13 protein-coding genes, 2 tRNA genes and 2 pseudogenes are annotated in these 16,628 nt (G+C 41.2%); 3 read left to right on the top strand and 14 right to left on the bottom strand.

The window, feature by feature from the left end:
• Positions 1–141: 141 nt before the first annotated feature.
• The 6 genes from D7D54_RS09080 to patA form a co-directional block, all read right to left on the bottom strand.
• Entirely contained in the window at positions 142–576 is a 435-nt protein-coding gene (locus D7D54_RS09080) for a cytidine deaminase family protein (RefSeq protein WP_020902476.1), read from the bottom strand.
• Positions 577–589: 13 nt separating this feature from the next.
• Positions 590–2,050 (bottom strand): glutamate--tRNA ligase, encoded by a 1,461-nt coding sequence (gene gltX / locus D7D54_RS09085; protein ID WP_020902477.1) that lies wholly within the window; start codon positions 2,048–2,050, stop codon positions 590–592.
• A 127-nt stretch (positions 2,051–2,177) separates the two neighbouring features.
• On the bottom strand, positions 2,178–3,527 hold the full coding sequence (locus D7D54_RS09090; protein ID WP_000018269.1) for a glucose-6-phosphate isomerase: 1,350 nt from the start codon (positions 3,525–3,527) through the stop codon (positions 2,178–2,180).
• 170 nt (positions 3,528–3,697) lie between these two features.
• Positions 3,698–4,387 carry a gamma-glutamyl-gamma-aminobutyrate hydrolase family protein gene (locus D7D54_RS09100; RefSeq protein ID WP_020902478.1) on the bottom strand — a complete coding sequence of 230 codons (690 nt, stop codon included), beginning with the start codon at positions 4,385–4,387 and terminating at the stop codon, positions 3,698–3,700.
• Positions 4,388–4,675: 288 nt separating this feature from the next.
• The gene (gene patB / locus D7D54_RS09105; protein WP_020902479.1) at positions 4,676–6,442 is read right to left on the bottom strand and encodes a multidrug efflux ABC transporter subunit PatB; all 1,767 of its coding nucleotides are present in this window, start codon (positions 6,440–6,442) and stop codon (positions 4,676–4,678) included.
• A 1-nt stretch (position 6,443) separates the two neighbouring features.
• On the bottom strand, positions 6,444–8,150 hold the full coding sequence (gene patA / locus D7D54_RS09110) for a multidrug efflux ABC transporter subunit PatA (RefSeq protein WP_120719270.1): 1,707 nt from the start codon (positions 8,148–8,150) through the stop codon (positions 6,444–6,446).
• Positions 8,151–8,354: 204 nt separating this feature from the next.
• Between patA and D7D54_RS09115 the strand changes: the two genes are divergently transcribed.
• Positions 8,355–9,371, top strand: coding sequence for an NAD(P)H-dependent glycerol-3-phosphate dehydrogenase (locus D7D54_RS09115; protein WP_120719271.1), 1,017 nt, complete (start codon positions 8,355–8,357; stop codon positions 9,369–9,371).
• Positions 9,372–9,392: 21 nt separating this feature from the next.
• Positions 9,393–10,292 (top strand): UTP--glucose-1-phosphate uridylyltransferase GalU, encoded by a 900-nt coding sequence (gene galU, locus D7D54_RS09120; protein WP_120719272.1) that lies wholly within the window; start codon positions 9,393–9,395, stop codon positions 10,290–10,292.
• 140 nt (positions 10,293–10,432) lie between these two features.
• Here galU and D7D54_RS09125 read toward each other — a convergent pair.
• From D7D54_RS09125 to D7D54_RS09150, 6 genes and pseudogenes are all read right to left on the bottom strand, one after another.
• Positions 10,433–10,962, bottom strand: a pseudogene (locus D7D54_RS09125) (ATP-binding protein).
• Positions 10,963–11,291: 329 nt separating this feature from the next.
• Positions 11,292–11,969, bottom strand: a complete 678-nt coding sequence (locus D7D54_RS09130) for a rhomboid family intramembrane serine protease (protein WP_020902482.1) — start codon at positions 11,967–11,969, stop codon at positions 11,292–11,294.
• Positions 11,953–12,492 (bottom strand): 5-formyltetrahydrofolate cyclo-ligase, encoded by a 540-nt coding sequence (locus D7D54_RS09135; protein ID WP_061865072.1) that lies wholly within the window; start codon positions 12,490–12,492, stop codon positions 11,953–11,955. Before D7D54_RS09135 ends, D7D54_RS09130 begins: the two co-directional genes overlap by 17 nt.
• 11 nt (positions 12,493–12,503) lie before the next feature.
• Complete coding sequence (locus tag D7D54_RS09140) at positions 12,504–13,634, bottom strand: N-acetyldiaminopimelate deacetylase (RefSeq protein ID WP_020902483.1); 1,131 nt, start codon at positions 13,632–13,634, stop codon at positions 12,504–12,506.
• Positions 13,635–13,700: 66 nt separating this feature from the next.
• Positions 13,701–14,399, bottom strand: a complete 699-nt coding sequence (gene dapD, locus D7D54_RS09145; RefSeq protein WP_000127460.1) for a 2,3,4,5-tetrahydropyridine-2,6-dicarboxylate N-acetyltransferase — start codon at positions 14,397–14,399, stop codon at positions 13,701–13,703.
• A gap of 228 nt (positions 14,400–14,627) precedes the next feature.
• On the bottom strand, positions 14,628–15,539 hold the full coding sequence (locus D7D54_RS09150) for a DMT family transporter (RefSeq protein WP_020902485.1): 912 nt from the start codon (positions 15,537–15,539) through the stop codon (positions 14,628–14,630).
• A 306-nt stretch (positions 15,540–15,845) separates the two neighbouring features.
• Here D7D54_RS09150 and D7D54_RS09155 point away from each other — a divergent pair.
• Positions 15,846–16,382, top strand: a pseudogene (locus D7D54_RS09155) (transposase); the annotation flags it as partial.
• Positions 16,383–16,451: 69 nt separating this feature from the next.
• Here D7D54_RS09155 and D7D54_RS09160 read toward each other — a convergent pair.
• Positions 16,452–16,525, bottom strand: a tRNA-Pro gene (locus D7D54_RS09160).
• Positions 16,526–16,539: 14 nt separating this feature from the next.
• Positions 16,540–16,613, bottom strand: a tRNA-Arg gene (locus tag D7D54_RS09165).
• Between the last annotated feature and the right edge of the window lie 15 nt (positions 16,614–16,628).

The raw sequence follows: 16,628 nt of genomic DNA on the forward strand, positions 1-16,628 counted from the left end.
AAGGCGGTGTCTTAACCCCTTGACCAACGGACCAGAGTTGTTTTCAACTCTTACTATTATACCCACTTTTTAAACTTTGTCAACTACTTTTTTTATCTTTTTTCAAGTTAAGTAAAAAGAGCCAGAATTTTACTGACTCTTCTATTGATTATTGAACTTAGAAGCACGTTCTTCTCCCCACCAATAAGGGATTAGTTCTGCGACTTTAACTGTCTTTCTTATATTATAGTCCATCATGAATTCTGCATCTTTATTTTCAGCATTAAGTTCTAAAAGGAATTCTCTACAAGCACCGCAAGGCATGGCTGAACTTCCACCATAAGGTGGTTTGTCTCGAAAAGCTAATACTTTCTTAACCTTAGTTTGTCCCGAGAATTGGTACATATTGAAGAGGGCAGCTCGTTCTGCACAGAGATGGAACACACCACAGGTTCCCTCCATACAGAAACCTGTAAATATTTGCCCATCTTCTGCTTCTACTGCGGCTACAACATGATTGGCATAAACAAAGTCTGATACTTCATGTGGATTGTATAGTTTCTGTGCTTCTTCGTACATCTTTTCCCAGATGTCCATTGTTGCATCCTTCTTATTTAGAGATTTCTTTTAGCATGTTTTCGATATGCTGAATTGATTTTTCACGTCCAAGCAAGAAAATTGTATCTGGCAATTCTGGCCCATGCATTTCACCTGAAACTGCAATACGAATAGGCATGAAAAGATTTTTCCCTTTAATACCTGTTTCTTTTTGGACTGCTTTAATTTGTGGGAAGATATTTTCTGTCACAAATTCTTCATCTGTCATCGCTTCAAGTTTTGCTTTGAAAGCTTCAAGAACTGTTGGGACTGTGTCACCCGCCATAACTTCACGCTCTGCTTCTGTCAATTCTGGGAAATCCGAGAAGAAAAGATCTGTCAATGGAATAATTTCATCTACTGATTTCATTTGTGGTTTATAGAGCTCAACTAATTTTTCAGCCTTGTCAGTTAAACGACCTGCTTCCTCTAAGAATGGTTTTGCCATTTCAAAGATAGTTTCTATGTCTGCATTCTTGATATAATCATTGCTCATCCAGTCTAGTTTTTTCTGATCAAAGGCAGCTGGAGACTTGCTGAGGCGGTTTTCATCAAAAAGCTTAATGAGTTCTTCACGAGAGAAGATTTCATCTTCGCCACCTGGGTTCCAACCAAGAAGAGCAATAAAGTTAAAGACTGCTTCTGGAAGGTAACCTTTCTTTCGGTAATCTTCGATAAATTGAAGGGTATTAGTATCACGTTTAGATAACTTCTTACCAGTCTCAGAGTTGATAATCAAGGTCATGTGACCAAACTCTGGAGCTTCCCAACCAAGGGCTTCATAGACCATAAGCTGTTTTGGTGTATTAGCAATATGGTCATCTCCACGGATAACATGGGAGATTTGCATATCGTAGTCATCGATAACAACGGCAAAGTTGTAAGTTGGGTAACCGTCTTTCTTTTGGATAACCCAGTCACCGCCGATATTGCCACCTTCAAATTCGATATCACCTTTGACCATATCATGCCACTTGTAGATACCTGACTCATTGACAGCCAAACGAACAGTTGGAATGATCCCTGCTGCTTCACGTTCTGCGATGTAAGCTGCTTTTTCTTCTTCACTCATACCAAGGTATTCATTGATGTAGCGTGGTGTTTCACCAGCTGCTTCTTGACGTTCACGTTCAGCTGCCAACTCTGCTTCTGTAACGTAAGATTTGTAGGCTTTTCCTTCAGCTAATAGTTGGTCAATGTATTTTTGATACAAGTCCAAACGCTCAGACTGGCGGTAGTTTTCATGTGTTTCTGGGCTTTCATCCCAATCCATGCCTAACCAGCGAAGGTTTTCAAGCTGTGAGCGTTCCCCATCTTCGACATGGCGTTTACGGTCAGTATCTTCGATACGAATGATAAATGTTCCACCATGATGGCGTGCATACAAGTAGTTAAACAATGCTGTACGGGCATTCCCGATGTGTAGTAGTCCTGTTGGACTTGGTGCGTAACGTACGCGGATATCTTTTGACATAGTTTCTCCTATAAAGTCTCTAGGCGTCTGCCTTTTTGCTCTCTATATTATATCACAAGTCTTAGCTGAGTCCAATTTCTATGAATAAAGAGAGTAAAAAGAGTGGGCAAACCACTCTTTTCTTCTATTATAGACGTGCGTTAAGTTCTTTGCTCAACTCTTCAAATCCTGGTTTTCCAAGAAGGGCAAACATGTTACGTTTATAAGCTTCAACACCTGGTTGGTCAAATGGGTTGATGGCATTCAAGTAACCTGAAAGGGCGATAGCCAATTCGAAGAAGTAGATAGTGTAACCAAGAGTGAAAGCATCTTGCTCTGGAAGAGTCACGTACATGTTTGGCACGTCACCATCTGTGTGGGCAAGAAGAACACCGTCAGTCGCTTTTTTGTTTACAAAGTCAACGTCTTTTCCTTGAAGGTAACCAAGTCCGTCAAGGTCTTCTTCCAAAGTAGGGATAATCACGTTTTTACGAGGTTTGTCAACACGAACAACTGTTTCAAACATGATACGAGTTCCTTCTTGGATAAATTGACCAAGTGAGTGCAAGTCAGTTGAGAAGTTGGCTGAAGTTGGGTAGATACCTTTTTGGTCTTTTCCTTCTGATTCACCAGCCAATTGTTTCCACCATTCTGAGAAGTATTGAAGTGATGGCTCGTAGTTTACCAAGATTTCAGTTGCATAACCTTTACGGTAAAGGATGTTACGAACTGCTGCGTATTGGTAAGCTTCATTTTCAGAGATTTTGTCTGAAGTGTAGTCTTTGCGTGCTGCGTTAGCACCTTCCATAAGAGCTTTGATGTCAGCTCCTGATGCTGCGATTGGAAGCAAACCAACGGCTGTCAATACTGAGAAGCGTCCACCGATGTCATCTGGAACAACAAATGTTTCCCAACCGTTAGCGTCTGCTTCAACCTTAACAGCACCTTTTTGGCGGTCAGTTGTTGCATAGATACGTTTGTTTGCTTCTTCTTGACCGTATTTCTTAACTAAGAGTTCTTTGAAGACACGGAAAGCAATCGCTGGCTCAGTTGTTGTACCTGATTTAGAAATCACGTTTACTGAGAAGTCTTTGTCTGCAACGTACTCTACCAAGTCAGCAAGGTAAGTAGATGAGATTGAGTTTCCTGCGTAAAGGATTTGTGGAGCTTTGCGCTCTTCTTTTGTTTGCAAGTTTGCAAAGTGGTGGTTCAAGAAGTCGATTGCTGCTTTAGCACCAAGGTAAGATCCACCGATACCGATAACAACCAAAACATCGCTGTCTGATTTGATTTGCTCAGCAGCTTTCAAGATGCGGTCAAATTCTTCGCGGTCGTAGTTTTCAGGAAGGTCCAACCATCCCAAGAAGTCGCTACCAGCACCAGTTCCTTTACGGATCAATTCGTCTGCTGCTGTTACTTGTGATTGCATGTACTCCACTTCATGTGGTGCAACAAATTTGTCTAAAACTTTTGAATAATCAAATTTAATATGTGACATGTTATTCCTCCAATATTTCTTCTTTTCTATCATAACGCTTACCTTCGTTTTTTTCAAGTTTTTTTGTCGAATTTCTCCAATTTTTATCAGAATTCAAACGTTTGCGTAAAAATGCTACATTCTAAAAATTTTGAAAAAATAAAAGAAAGAACGACCAGATGCCCCAGTCGTTACAGTTCATTCAATAAATACTCAAATAGTTCTAAATTGCCATCTTCTTCATTAACCAGAAACTCTGGATGCCACTGCAAACCGATAATGCGATGTTCGTCGATAGACTCAATCGCTTCAATGGTCTGGTCTCTTGGATCAATAGCAGTTACACGAAAATTAGGTGCTAAATCTTTAATACTTTGACGATGGACCGAGTTGACCTGACTTTCTTTTCCAAATAGCTTGGCCACCACACTTCCTTCTACCGTCTTAATAGAGTGCGATGTTCCGAAAGGCAGTCCTTGCCAGTGACCTTCGATTTCTTGATTGAGAGTTCCACCAAAGGCAACATTGACAAGTTGAACACCACGACAGATTGCCATAATTGGTTTATTCTGACGGAGCGCTTCTTTCAATAGAGCCAGTTCAAACTCGTCACGGACTAGATTGTAATCATCGCTCTCGATGGTTTTTTTCTCTCCATAAAACTGAGGATGAACATTTTGCCCACCTGTCAAGATGAGTTTATCAATCATTTCCACATAATCGCGCACCACTGACTCATCACCAACAGGAATGACTAAAGGGAGACCACCGACTTGACGAATGCTCTCTGCGAATCTACAAGATACAGATGAGTGAATGTTTTTGCCTTCTGCGTCTACGGGACATAGATTTGCAGCAACTCCTACAACCGTTCTAGCCATGATGTCTCTCCTTTCGAATGTTAATACTCTTCGAAAATCTCTTCAAACCACGTCAGCGTCGCCTTACCGTAGATATGTTACTGACTTCGTCAGTCTTATCTACAACCTCAAAACAGTGTTTTGAGCAACCTGCGGCTAGCTTCCTAGCTTGCTCTTTGATTTTCATTGAGTATAACGATAGTCCTATCATATCACTCAAAACGCCTTTCGTCTAATATGTTTTTTTTAAGGCTGTGATAAATATTTTTTATGGACAAGAAAAAGCTGCCCAAGAGGACAACTTCTTTCTTATTCGAAGACAAATTGATTGTGATAGAGTTCTGAGTAGAAGCCACCTAGTTTCAAAAGTTCATGGTGGTTACCACGTTCAATGACTTCTCCATCTTTGAGAACGATAATCTGGTCTGCATTGAGAATGGTTTTCAAGCGGTGGGCAATGACGAAACTAGTTCTTCCTGCTACAACCGCCTCCATGGCATGCTGAATCTTACTTTCTGTCACCGTATCTACGTTTGAAGTTGCTTCATCGAGAATGAGAACTTCTGGATCTGTCATCAGGGTTCGAGCTATAGAAATCAATTGTTTTTGTCCAGTTGAGAAGATACTCTGGTCATCATCTATAAGGGTATCATACTTATCAGGTAAGCTTTCGATATAGTCGTGAATGTGGGTTGCTTTTGCTGCTGCCTCAACCATTTCTTGACTAGCATCTGGCACACCAAAACGGATATTGTCTCGAATCGTTCCGCTAAATAAGACCGAATCTTGCAAGACAATTCCCACCTTACTTCTGAGACTATCCAAGTCATAGTCACGAATGTCTTTGCCATCAAAATAAATACCACCAGCATCAACATCATAAAAGCGATTGATAAGGTTCATAATAGTAGTTTTCCCTGAACCCGTCGGACCAACAACCGCTGTCATCTGGCCTTTAGGGGCAGAAATGCTGACATCTTTCAAAATAGGTTTATCAGGCAAGTATGAAAAATCAATATGACTGATTTCAACACCTTCTTGCAACTTAGTAAAGATCGGCGCCTTCTCAGGTCGAATTTCTTCCTCTGCGTCAAACATTTCCTGAATCCGTTCAGCACCTGTAAAGGCTAACTGAAGGCTTCCCCAACTAGCCGCAACTTGGATAATAGGCTGGTAGTACTGCTGAGAAAATTGGGCAAACATAACAATCAAACCTAGGGCTGTACTGGTTTCAATAGACTTATCATTCAAAAGTATAGCTGAACCAGCAAAGATGACGATGGCTGTATTAACCAGACTCATCCCATTCATGACAGGGAAAAGAATTCCTGAGAACATTCTTCCTTTAAAGGTCGCCTTGCGCACGCGCTCATTTTGTTCAAGAAATCCTGCCATCATATCCTCTTGAATCCCTTGCACAATCACAGCTTTTTGACCTGAGATACTCTCATCCATATAGGCGTTGAGCTTTCCTACCTCTTTTTGCTGGAGGTTGGTATATTTCCGTGCCATTTTCACGATGAAAATCAGCATGAGGAAGGCCACTGGTGTGCTGGCAATGGTGATGAGGGCCAGCGTCACATTTCTCGAAAACATGACAATAATCAGACCAATGTATAAAACAATATTACTCATGACCTGAATCAAGCTTTCGTTAAAGGCTTGGAGGATATTATCCAAATCACTGGTAAAACGAGATAGGATATCGCCATCTTGTCGGCGGTCAAAGAAAGAAACCGTCAAGCGGGCAAGCTTACCGAAGAGGCCTTTGCGCATCTCGTTGGTCGATTCTGCAATCACGCGCGTCATGAGACACATGTATATCACACTAGAGATAAATAGAACCAAAACTAGCAGGCCAAGATTGACCATGATTCCTGATAGGCTTTGCCAAACAAGTTCTGGATTGCCATTTTGATAAGCTTGAACTAAATTAGCTAGCTCTGTTACCGCTTGTCCAGAAAAGACCGGAAAGAGGGCTTGAGCAAGAGTTGCCAGAACAATCATCAGGATGATAACTACAAATGATAGCTTATAGACTTTAAAATAATTCCAAAAAAATTGAACTGTCTTCATTTTACTCCTCCTTTCCTTTCTGTGTTTCGTAGATTTCACGGTAAACGGCATTGTTGGCAACCAAGTCTGCATGCGTGCCTTGACCAATCAATCGTCCTTGATCTAGAACCAAGATCTTGTCTGCATGAACTACCGAGCTAATCTTTTGAGCGATGATAATAGTTGTTGTTCCCTTCAAGTCCTTATTCAAGGCTTCCTGAACCAAACGCTCTGACTTGGCATCCAAGGCTGAGGTCGAATCGTCAAAAATCAGAATACGCGGATTGCTGACAATTCCACGCGCAATCGACATCCTTTGTTTTTGCCCACCTGAGAAGTTGGTTCCCCGTTCCTCAACTGGACTTTCAAAGGTTTTCTCCATACGATGAATGAATTCACTGGCTTGGGCAATATTGGCTGCACGCTCCATTTCAAATAGAGTAGCATCTCCCTTACCCTGTCTCAAGTTATCTGCAATCGTTCCACTAAAGAGAATAGCACGTTGAAGAACGATAGAAACTGTTTTACGCAGGGTTCCTTCACTCACTTCTCGAATATCCTTGCCTCCGATTTTGATGGCCCCTTTCTGTGGGTCAAAGAGACGTGGAATCAATTGAGCCAAGGTTGATTTTCCTGCACCAGTCGCTCCAACGATACCAACCATTTGACCAGGTTCGACAGTAAAGCTCACATCTTTCAACATCGGTTCCTTATCCATTGGATAGGTAAAGGTCACATTTTCAAAGCTAAGACTTCCGACCAACTCTTCGTCTGGGACATCCTTGAAGGTCATGGCTGGCTCTGCGTCTAGAATTTCTCGAATACGACGCATGGAAATCATAGCACGACTGACAGAATTTCCCAAAAATCCAACCATAATAATAGTAAAGATAATCTGGCTTAGGTAATTAACAAAGGAAGCAATGGAGCCAACAACCGACGAATCCGATTGAACCATCCCTGCAACTAGCCAAATAGAGAGGAAAACTGCCCCATAACCGATCAACATCATGACAGGTTCCACTACTGAAAAGGCGTAACCAATGTAAAGATTTTGACCGAGAAGCTCGTCTGAAACCTCCGTAAACTTAGCAAACTGCTCTTTTTCTTGGACAAAGGACTTGACCACACGAACACCGCGTAGATTTTCCTTGGCAATGGCATTGATGCGCTCAAGAAGAGTTTGAAACTTGGCAAAACGAGGTCCCATCATTCCCATCATGACAGCAGTCAAGCCAAAAATCAAGACTACCATGAGAACAATCACCCACCACAGAGAAGGTAAGGTTTGAACCGCCAGGATAAAGGAACCGATGAACAAGAGGGGAAGTCTGAAAAGAATTTGGAAGGTCATCATGACCACGTTCTGAATCTGGTTGATATCATTTGTCATGCGAACGACTAGATTTCCCGCATTAAATTGTTCAATATTGGCATAAGAAAAGGTTTGGATTTTACGGAAGGCATCCTCCCGAAGGTCAGATGAAACTCCTTGGGCAATATAGGCTGCGAGTACAACATTGAGTCCACCAGCAACTAGACCGACCAAGGCCACACCAATCAACCAAGCCCCGATACTATAAATAGCTTCATATTTCCCAGCAAGGAGGGCGTCTAACACTTCCTGCAGGTAACGCGGTTGCAAAAGTGAACTAGCAACCATCAAGCCTGTCATCAGGAGCGAAGCCAAGGCCTGCCACTTGTAGGTTTTGATTTTCTGAATCAGCATACTTTCTCCTTAAAAAATAGACAAAAGGGAGCGACAGTCCGTCAGCTCCTTCTCATTCTGTTTGTGTGATGTTATTCTAGCAAAAAAGTGAGAACTTGTCAAAGAAGTCTCCTTGATACAAATTAGTGCGCTTTCATCTACAGTAATGCATGATAAAGGTTTTTATGGTAAAATAGTAAAAAGAAGGTTATAAAGGAGGGGAATATGAAAAAACAAACCATCGCCGTCTTGGGGCCTGGTTCTTGGGGAACTGCCCTTTCACAAGTCTTAAATGACAATGGACACGACGTACGTATTTGGGGAAACATTCCCGAGCAAATCAATGAAATTAATACCTATCATACTAACAAACACTACTTTAAAGATGTCGTTCTAGATGAAAATATCATTGCCTACACCGATTTATCAGAGGCACTGAAAGATGTAGATGCGATTTTGTTTGTTGTCCCAACAAAAGTAACACGACTTGTTGCCCAACAAGTTGCAAAAACCTTAGACCATAAGGCTATTATCATGCACGCATCAAAGGGATTAGAACCTGATAGCCATAAACGATTATCAACCATCCTTGAAGAAGAAATTCCTGAACATCTCCGCAGTGATATTGTCGTTGTTTCAGGTCCTAGTCATGCAGAAGAGACCATCGTGCGTGACCTAACGTTAATCACCGCTGCTTCTAAAGACTTACAAACAGCTCAATACGTTCAGGAGCTCTTTAGTAATCACTACTTCCGACTTTATACCAATACGGATGTTATCGGAGTCGAAACTGCTGGCGCTCTCAAAAATATTATTGCTGTCGGTGCCGGTGCTTTACATGGTCTGGGATTTGGTGACAATGCCAAGGCAGCCATTATCGCTCGAGGTTTGGCAGAAATTACTCGTCTAGGGGTAGCACTCGGAGCCAATCCATTGACCTATAGTGGCTTATCTGGTGTAGGAGACCTGATTGTAACGGGAACCTCCATCCACTCTCGTAACTGGAGAGCCGGAGATGCTCTTGGTCGTGGAGAATCTCTAGCTGATATCGAAGCTAATATGGGCATGGTGATTGAAGGAATTTCAACGACTCGAGCAGCCTATGAACTAGCGCAAGAACTTGGAGTCTATATGCCAATTACACAAGCCATTTACCAAGTTATTTACCACGGAACCAATATCAAAGATGCCATTTATGACATCATGAACAATGAATTTAAAGCAGAAAATGAGTGGTCTTAACCCTCTAAAGAAAGGATACTTATGACATCAAAAGTTAGAAAGGCAGTCATCCCTGCCGCTGGACTCGGGACTCGATTTTTACCAGCAACCAAAGCACTTGCTAAAGAAATGTTGCCAATTGTAGACAAACCAACTATCCAATTTATCGTAGAAGAAGCTCTTAAATCAGGTATTGAAGATATTCTGGTTGTCACTGGTAAATCAAAACGTTCTATTGAAGACCACTTTGACTCAAACTTTGAGCTTGAGTACAACCTCAAAGAAAAAGGCAAGCATGACTTGCTAAAATTGGTAGACGAAACAACTGGCATTCGCCTTCACTTTATCCGTCAAAGCCATCCTCGTGGTCTTGGAGATGCTGTCTTACAAGCAAAAGCTTTTGTGGCGAATGAACCCTTCGTTGTCATGCTTGGTGACGACCTAATGGATATCACAGATGACAACGCTGTACCTTTGACAAAACAATTGATGAACGATTACGAGACAACCCACGCATCAACAATTGCTGTCATGCCTGTTCCTCATGAAGACGTTTCAGCATATGGAGTTATCGCTCCTCAAGGTGAAGGAATTAATGGTCTCTATAGCGTCGAAACTTTCGTAGAAAAACCAGCTCCAGAAGATGCTCCAAGTGATTTGGCAATCATCGGACGCTATCTGCTCACACCAGAAATTTTTGAGATCCTCGAAAATCAAGCTCCCGGTGCTGGAAATGAAATCCAGCTTACCGACGCTATTGATACGCTTAATAAAACACAACGTGTTTTCGCCCGTGAATTTACAGGAGCTCGTTACGACGTTGGGGATAAGTTTGGCTTTATGAAAACATCTATTGACTATGCCCTCAAACACCCACAAGTCAAAGATGACTTGAAAGATTACCTCATCCAATTGGGAAAAGAATTGGCTGAGAGGGAATAGAATTAGTTTCCAGTTAATAAATTAAGTCTCCAGCAAGTTGACTCTGGAGACTTAATTATTTTACAAATTTACATACAATTTAAAGATTTATGAGATATGTCTCTAAATCTACCAACTCAACTTCGGTCCTTAATGATGGATTACAGATTTTCAATCAAAAATCGATTTGAAGTTTTAATGATATTTGCTATTTTGGGGACGTCTAAATCATCTGTATACAGAAAATGTTTTTCCTTCTCCTTATTTTTAGCTAGAAACTCACTTCTTGCTTGTATTGATAAGTTGCCCACTCTTTCAATTTCTTTTCGAGAACCATCCCTATCTTTCAAGGTTTTTTCTTCGGCCATTAAGACACAATATTTTAGACCAATTTGTTTTTCTTTTAAGAAAGAAGCAATTTTCTTCAGTTGGTATTCAAAAATAACATACTCTATTACGACAGAGATGCCTCGAGTTATAAAATTATTTGTCAAGCTGATGATATTGTCCCAAAACAAATCCATGTAATAGCCCTCATCTTCCCAGGGAGCCACTATGCCACCTTTAATCATTAAGTAAATCAAATCCCCCTCTATAACTGCACTTTTATCAAAAGAATAAGCTAACTCTTTACTAACAGTACTTTTCCCAACGCCTGGGGGCCTGAAATAATGTAAACAAAATTTTCCAACTTTATACCTCTTTTATTCTAATAATTCTTCAATCAATTTCTAATATTATAACATTTTCTATTTTTAAAATATATAATAAGACTGATACAACACTATATTCTAGAAACTTACGATACAAAAGAAATAAAAAAGCACACCATTCTCAATTTTCTGCAAAAAAACTTATTTACAAATGATTTCTTCGCGATAGAATGGGCGCTCACTTTCTCAAATCATCTACACACAAAGACTTATTTTTAGAGCTGTGTTGTTTCGAATGGTTCCAACCCACATTAAAAGCTACTCATTTTTTAAGTAGCTTTTTTTATTCAAGTTTACATATTGCTCGTCACAACCCCATTCCCTTGTAGAGAAGTAATACTGAGAGTCCTACGAATAACACTACCGCTACCAGTCTCTGACTAGCGCTATACATCCGTCTTTCGCCTCGAACTGGAAAGATAACTGCTAGAAATGCGCCACCAACTGCACCACCGATATGACCTGCTAGGCTGATTCCTGGAATCAGAACACTTCCAATAATATTAACCACAAAAAGTGTCAGATAGGATTGGCCCAACTGCTGGATATAAGGATTACGCGTTGCATAGCGCAGAACTATAATTGCAGCAAATAGCCCATAAAGAGAGGTAGAGGCTCCTGCTGCTAAGGATTTTGGACTAAATACAAAAACAAAGAGATTGCCCATCATTCCTGATAAAAGATAGAGAAAGAAAAACTGCTTAGAACCGAAAATTTCCTCTACCTGCCTACCAAGATAATAAAGCGAAAGCATATTGACAATGAAATGCTCCAACCCAATATGAACAAAAATGGCAGAGAAGAGACGCCAAGCCTGCTCAGGAAAGAGGCGAATAGCTGGCCCATACATGGCTCCAAATCGAAATAATGTATCTGCCCTGTCAAAGTTTCCGCCTGCAGTGACCAACATTAGTAAAAATACCAAGGCAGTCACTAAGAGGAAAAAACTCGTCACAGGGTAACGTCTATCAAAGATTTCCTTCATCAATTAATACCTCCTGAACAGGAATATCATGGTTTTCAGGGATAAAGTCCTGAATTTGACAAGGATAGATCGTACTCAAAGTATTACCAGAAAAATGTTCCAGATAGCGGTCATAATAACCTCCACCGTATCCAATCCGATATCCTTCCGTCGTAAAAGCCAGACCAGGAACATGAATCAAATCAATCTGAGAGGCATCCACTACTTCCAAATCTCCCTGTGGTTCCAGTAAGCCAAAGGCAGTTTTTACCAACTGTTGCGGATCATAGACTACAAAATCCATGCGCCCTTTGGGATACGTTTTGGGTATCAGAACCTTCTTGCCGTCCTTCAGGGCCTGCTCAATCAATCTCTGAGTTTGAAATTCATGAGGAAAAGAGAGATAGGTTGCAATGACCTTGGCTTCTTGGTAAAAGGGGTGTTGTAAAAGTCGCTCAGTTAAAGCTTGGTCTATAAACTGTTTTTGCTCTAGAGGTAAAGCCTTCATTTCTTGCAAGACTTGCTTACGTAATTCCGATTTCATAGACAACCCCTCTACTCTGCTGCTTTCTTTTTCAGGAAACTAGAGACCGCATCCACACCAATAGCTAAGGCTTCTTCCTTAGGACTCATCTGAGGGTGATGAAGGGCGTAGGGACTATCGATACCTAGCCAAAACATAACGCCATCAACTTTTGAAAGGAGATAACCAAAGTCTTCACCTGTCATAGCAGGTTCGATATCAATCAACTCTATTCCTTCTTTTTCCTCAAAGAAGTCCATCAGTTCACGCGCCAAGGCGGGATTGTTCTCAACAGGCAGGTAACCACCTTGTTTGAGTTCCACTTCGACTTCCATACCAAAGGCTGCTGCAACTCCTTCTGCAACTGTTTTGACCCGCTTTTGCACCAAGAGACTCATATCTTGAGTCAAGGCCCGAATGGTTCCGTGTAAAAATGCTGTGTCTGTAATGACATTGTTGGTTGTTCCAGCTTGGAAAAGACCAAAGGTCACCACTGCTCCCTCGATTGGGTTGACATTACGGCTGACAACTGACTGCACCTGGGTCACAAAGTAACTAGCCGCCACCAAGGCGTCATTAGCTTCATGTGGAAAGGCTGCATGTCCTCCTTTGCCTTTGAAACGGATCTTCACCTCGCAAGTACCTGCAAAGAGTGTATGAGTATTGGTCGCAATCTGTCCAACCTTCAAATCTGGCCGAACATGAAGCCCATAAAACTGGTCTGGCAACCAGTCTCCAAAAGCGCCATCCTCATACATGAGCATGCCACCAGCTTCATTTTCTTCAGCAGGTTGAAACAGAAAGAGCAGATTGTTCTTTGGTTGCTCCTCAAGGGCTCGCTCAAGACAGCCTAAAGCAACAGTCATGTGGAAATCATGGCCACAAGCATGCATACGATCTTGATGCAGAGAAGCGAAGGGCAGGCCTGTTTGTTCGACAATAGGCAGGCCATCAATATCTGTCCGCCAACCAATGGTACGCTCTGGCTGACTTCCCTGTAAATAGACCAAAATCCCTGTTCGCCAAGTACGAACTTGAACAAAATTCTTGCCCGCAGTCAATTTCTCAATCACATCCAGCAGATAAGCCTGAGTCTTGAACTCCTCCAAGCCAATCTCTGGAATCTGGTGCAAATCCCGTCTAGTCTGAATCAAATCTAACATCTATCTTTCCTCCTATATAGCAGAAAGAGGCTGGAAAAGGGTTCCGCCTCTATTTTTCTTTTACCATTACAAGGTACGAAGCGCATCCTCTAGCGCTGTTTTTTGTTGGGTTTGGGCATCAATCTCTTTGATAATACGAGCTGGAACACCTGCTACCACCACGTTTTCTGGGACATCTTGGGTAACAATAGCTCCTGCAGCGACAACTGAACCACTACCGATTTGGACTCCTTCGATAACTACTGCATTGGCACCGATGAGAACATTGTCTCCAACACGGACTGGTTCTGCGCTAGCTGGCTCAATCACACCTGCCAAAACTGCACCTGCACCAACGTGGCTGTTTTTCCCAACGATAGCACGGCCACCAAGGATAGCACCCATGTCAATCATAGTTCCTGCACCAATTTCAGCACCGATATTGATAACAGCCCCCATCATGATAACAGCATTGTCACCAATTTCAACCTGGTCACGAATAATAGCACCTGGCTCAATACGAGCATTGATAGCACGTTTGTCTAGCAAGGGAACTGCAGAATTACGAGCATCTTGCTCAACAACATAGTCTTGATTTTCTACCAAACCATCGAGAAGCGGAGCCACATCTTTCCAGTCTCCAAATAGGACATTCCCTAGTTTGACAACAGAGCTAGGTACAGCAGTTGCGAGTTGTCCCTCAAAGGTTACTTTCACACTGGTTTTCTTTTCAGCGTTGGCGATAAATTGGATAATTTCTTGAGCATTCATTTTTGTGGCAGTCATAGGCGCCTCCTAGTTCATTTTAATGATACCTATTCTACCAAAAAAGGCCTCAAATTTGAAGCCTTTTTGTTTGTTTTTAGGTATGATTTTTAGGGATGTGAGATAAAACCTGCTGTCGGTAAAAGCAAGCCCCTACCGATACAACCTAAAAACACTCTTCACAACTATCTTCCCGTGTTTTATTGACTATTCTAGTATAGCACACTTTTAGAATTAAGAACAGACTTTTTATTTACTTTCTTTCGCTTCTTCTATCGATAGGAAAATCATAGGTAAAATAATCAAGCCCATTGCTAGAAGAAGTGACCAATCCACTACCAAGCCTAAAAACAAAACACTCAGCAGGGCAGAAGAGAGGGGTTCACTGGCACTGATAACGGAAACCACCAAAGGAGAAACCAAGGACACAGCCTTCATGGAAATAAAAAAAGCAAAAGCCGTCCCAAAGAAAGCGATGATAAGACAAATCAAAATACTCCAAATATCAAGAGTAAAGGAAAGCTGATAGACCGGCGAGAGAACATTGCTAAATAAACCTGCCAAAATCATCCCCCACCCAACTGTGGGAACAAAACCGTACCTCTTAGCGAAAGGTTGAGGTAGGATAACATTAAACATAACCCCCATGGCACTCAGCAAACCTGTTATAAGGGCTAGTGGAGTCATAGATAACTGAGATAGATCTCCCTTAGTCGCCATCAAGCAAACACCCAGCATGGCAACCAAAACATAAAAAATAGCACTTTTTGACGCTCTTTTTTTATAAATTAAGCGATTGTAAAAGAGGATAAAGACAGGGCTAATAAACTGTAAAATAGTTGCTGTCGCTGCATTTGAGTATTCTACGCAGAGATAGAAAAAATACTGAACTGAAAAAATTCCCAAAATAGCATAGGCTAAAAAGGGTAGATAATTTTTCTTGTCTCGCCAAATATCTAGCACTTGCGACTTTAATTGCATTGTAGACCAAATGAGAACAAGACTCCCTGCCAGTGTCAAACGCATAGAGGTAATCCAGCCGGAAGACACCTGATAATAAGTAAAGAAATACTCTCCTAAAATTCCACAGATGCCCCAGATTAAGCCGGATAGGAGCGAATAAATGGTTCCTTTAACAATTTTTTTCTGATACTGATTCATACCTTTATTGTAACACGAAAGGAAAAAAGAAAAAAGTGGCAATAGAAAGTTATTAGGACTACAATACACTGACTCAAAAAGTTGAATAAATAATTATTGACAGGATTTAATTCTGCACTGGACAAGAGTAAGTCTCGTTAGTTTTACATTAATTCATTTGTTATAATAACCAATATAGTTGTAACAACTTATTCTAATTGATTAGGCAATTAAGTGATTTAGTGGTCTTCTTATAGCCATAAAACTTTTCGGATTTCTAGACTCAAGTTAGCACAGTTGACTGGACTGTTTTACTCCATAAATCCTAGCCGTGCTATAAGGCGTGTGCGTGTCCAAATCATGAATCAGTTTAAGCGAAAATCTCATGAATACAAGGCTATCAAGCGTTACTGGAAACTCATTCAACAGGATAGTCATAAACTTAGCGATAAGCGTTTTTATCGCCCTACTTTTCGCATGCACTTAACCAATAAAGAGATTCTAGACAAGCTTTTGAGCTATTCCGAAGACTTGAAAGACCACTATCATCTCTATCAACTCTTGCTTTTCCACTTTCAGAATAAGAACCCGAAGAAATTCTTTGGACTCATTGAGGACAATCTAAAGAAGGTTCATCCTCTTTTTTAGACTGTCTTGAAAACCTTTCTGAAATATAAAGAGAAGATTATCAACGCCCTTCAGTTACACTATTCCAACGCAAAATTGGAAGCGACCAATAATCTCATCAAACTGATCAAGCGCAATGCCTTTGATTTTCGGAAATTTGAAAACTTCAAAAAACGGATTTTTATCGCTCAGAATATCAAAAAAGAAAGGACGAAATTTGTCCTTTCTCGAGCTTAGCTTTTCTTCAACCCACTACAGTTGACGAAGAGTAAATAAAAAAGATACCTTAAGTATCCAGATAATTAATCGGGAAGACAGGATTCGAACCTGCGACACCTTGGTCCCAAACCAAGTACTCTACCAAGCTGAGCTACTTCCCGAGTTAAATAGAAAATGCACCCTAGAGGAGTCGAACCTCTAACCGCCTGATTCGTAGTCAGGTACTCTATCCAGTTGAGCTAAGGGTGCTCATTAGTTTATGCC

It is taken from the genome of Streptococcus chosunensis, assembly GCF_003626515.1.
In the GTDB taxonomy this organism is placed as follows: Bacteria; Bacillota; Bacilli; order Lactobacillales; family Streptococcaceae; genus Streptococcus; species Streptococcus chosunensis.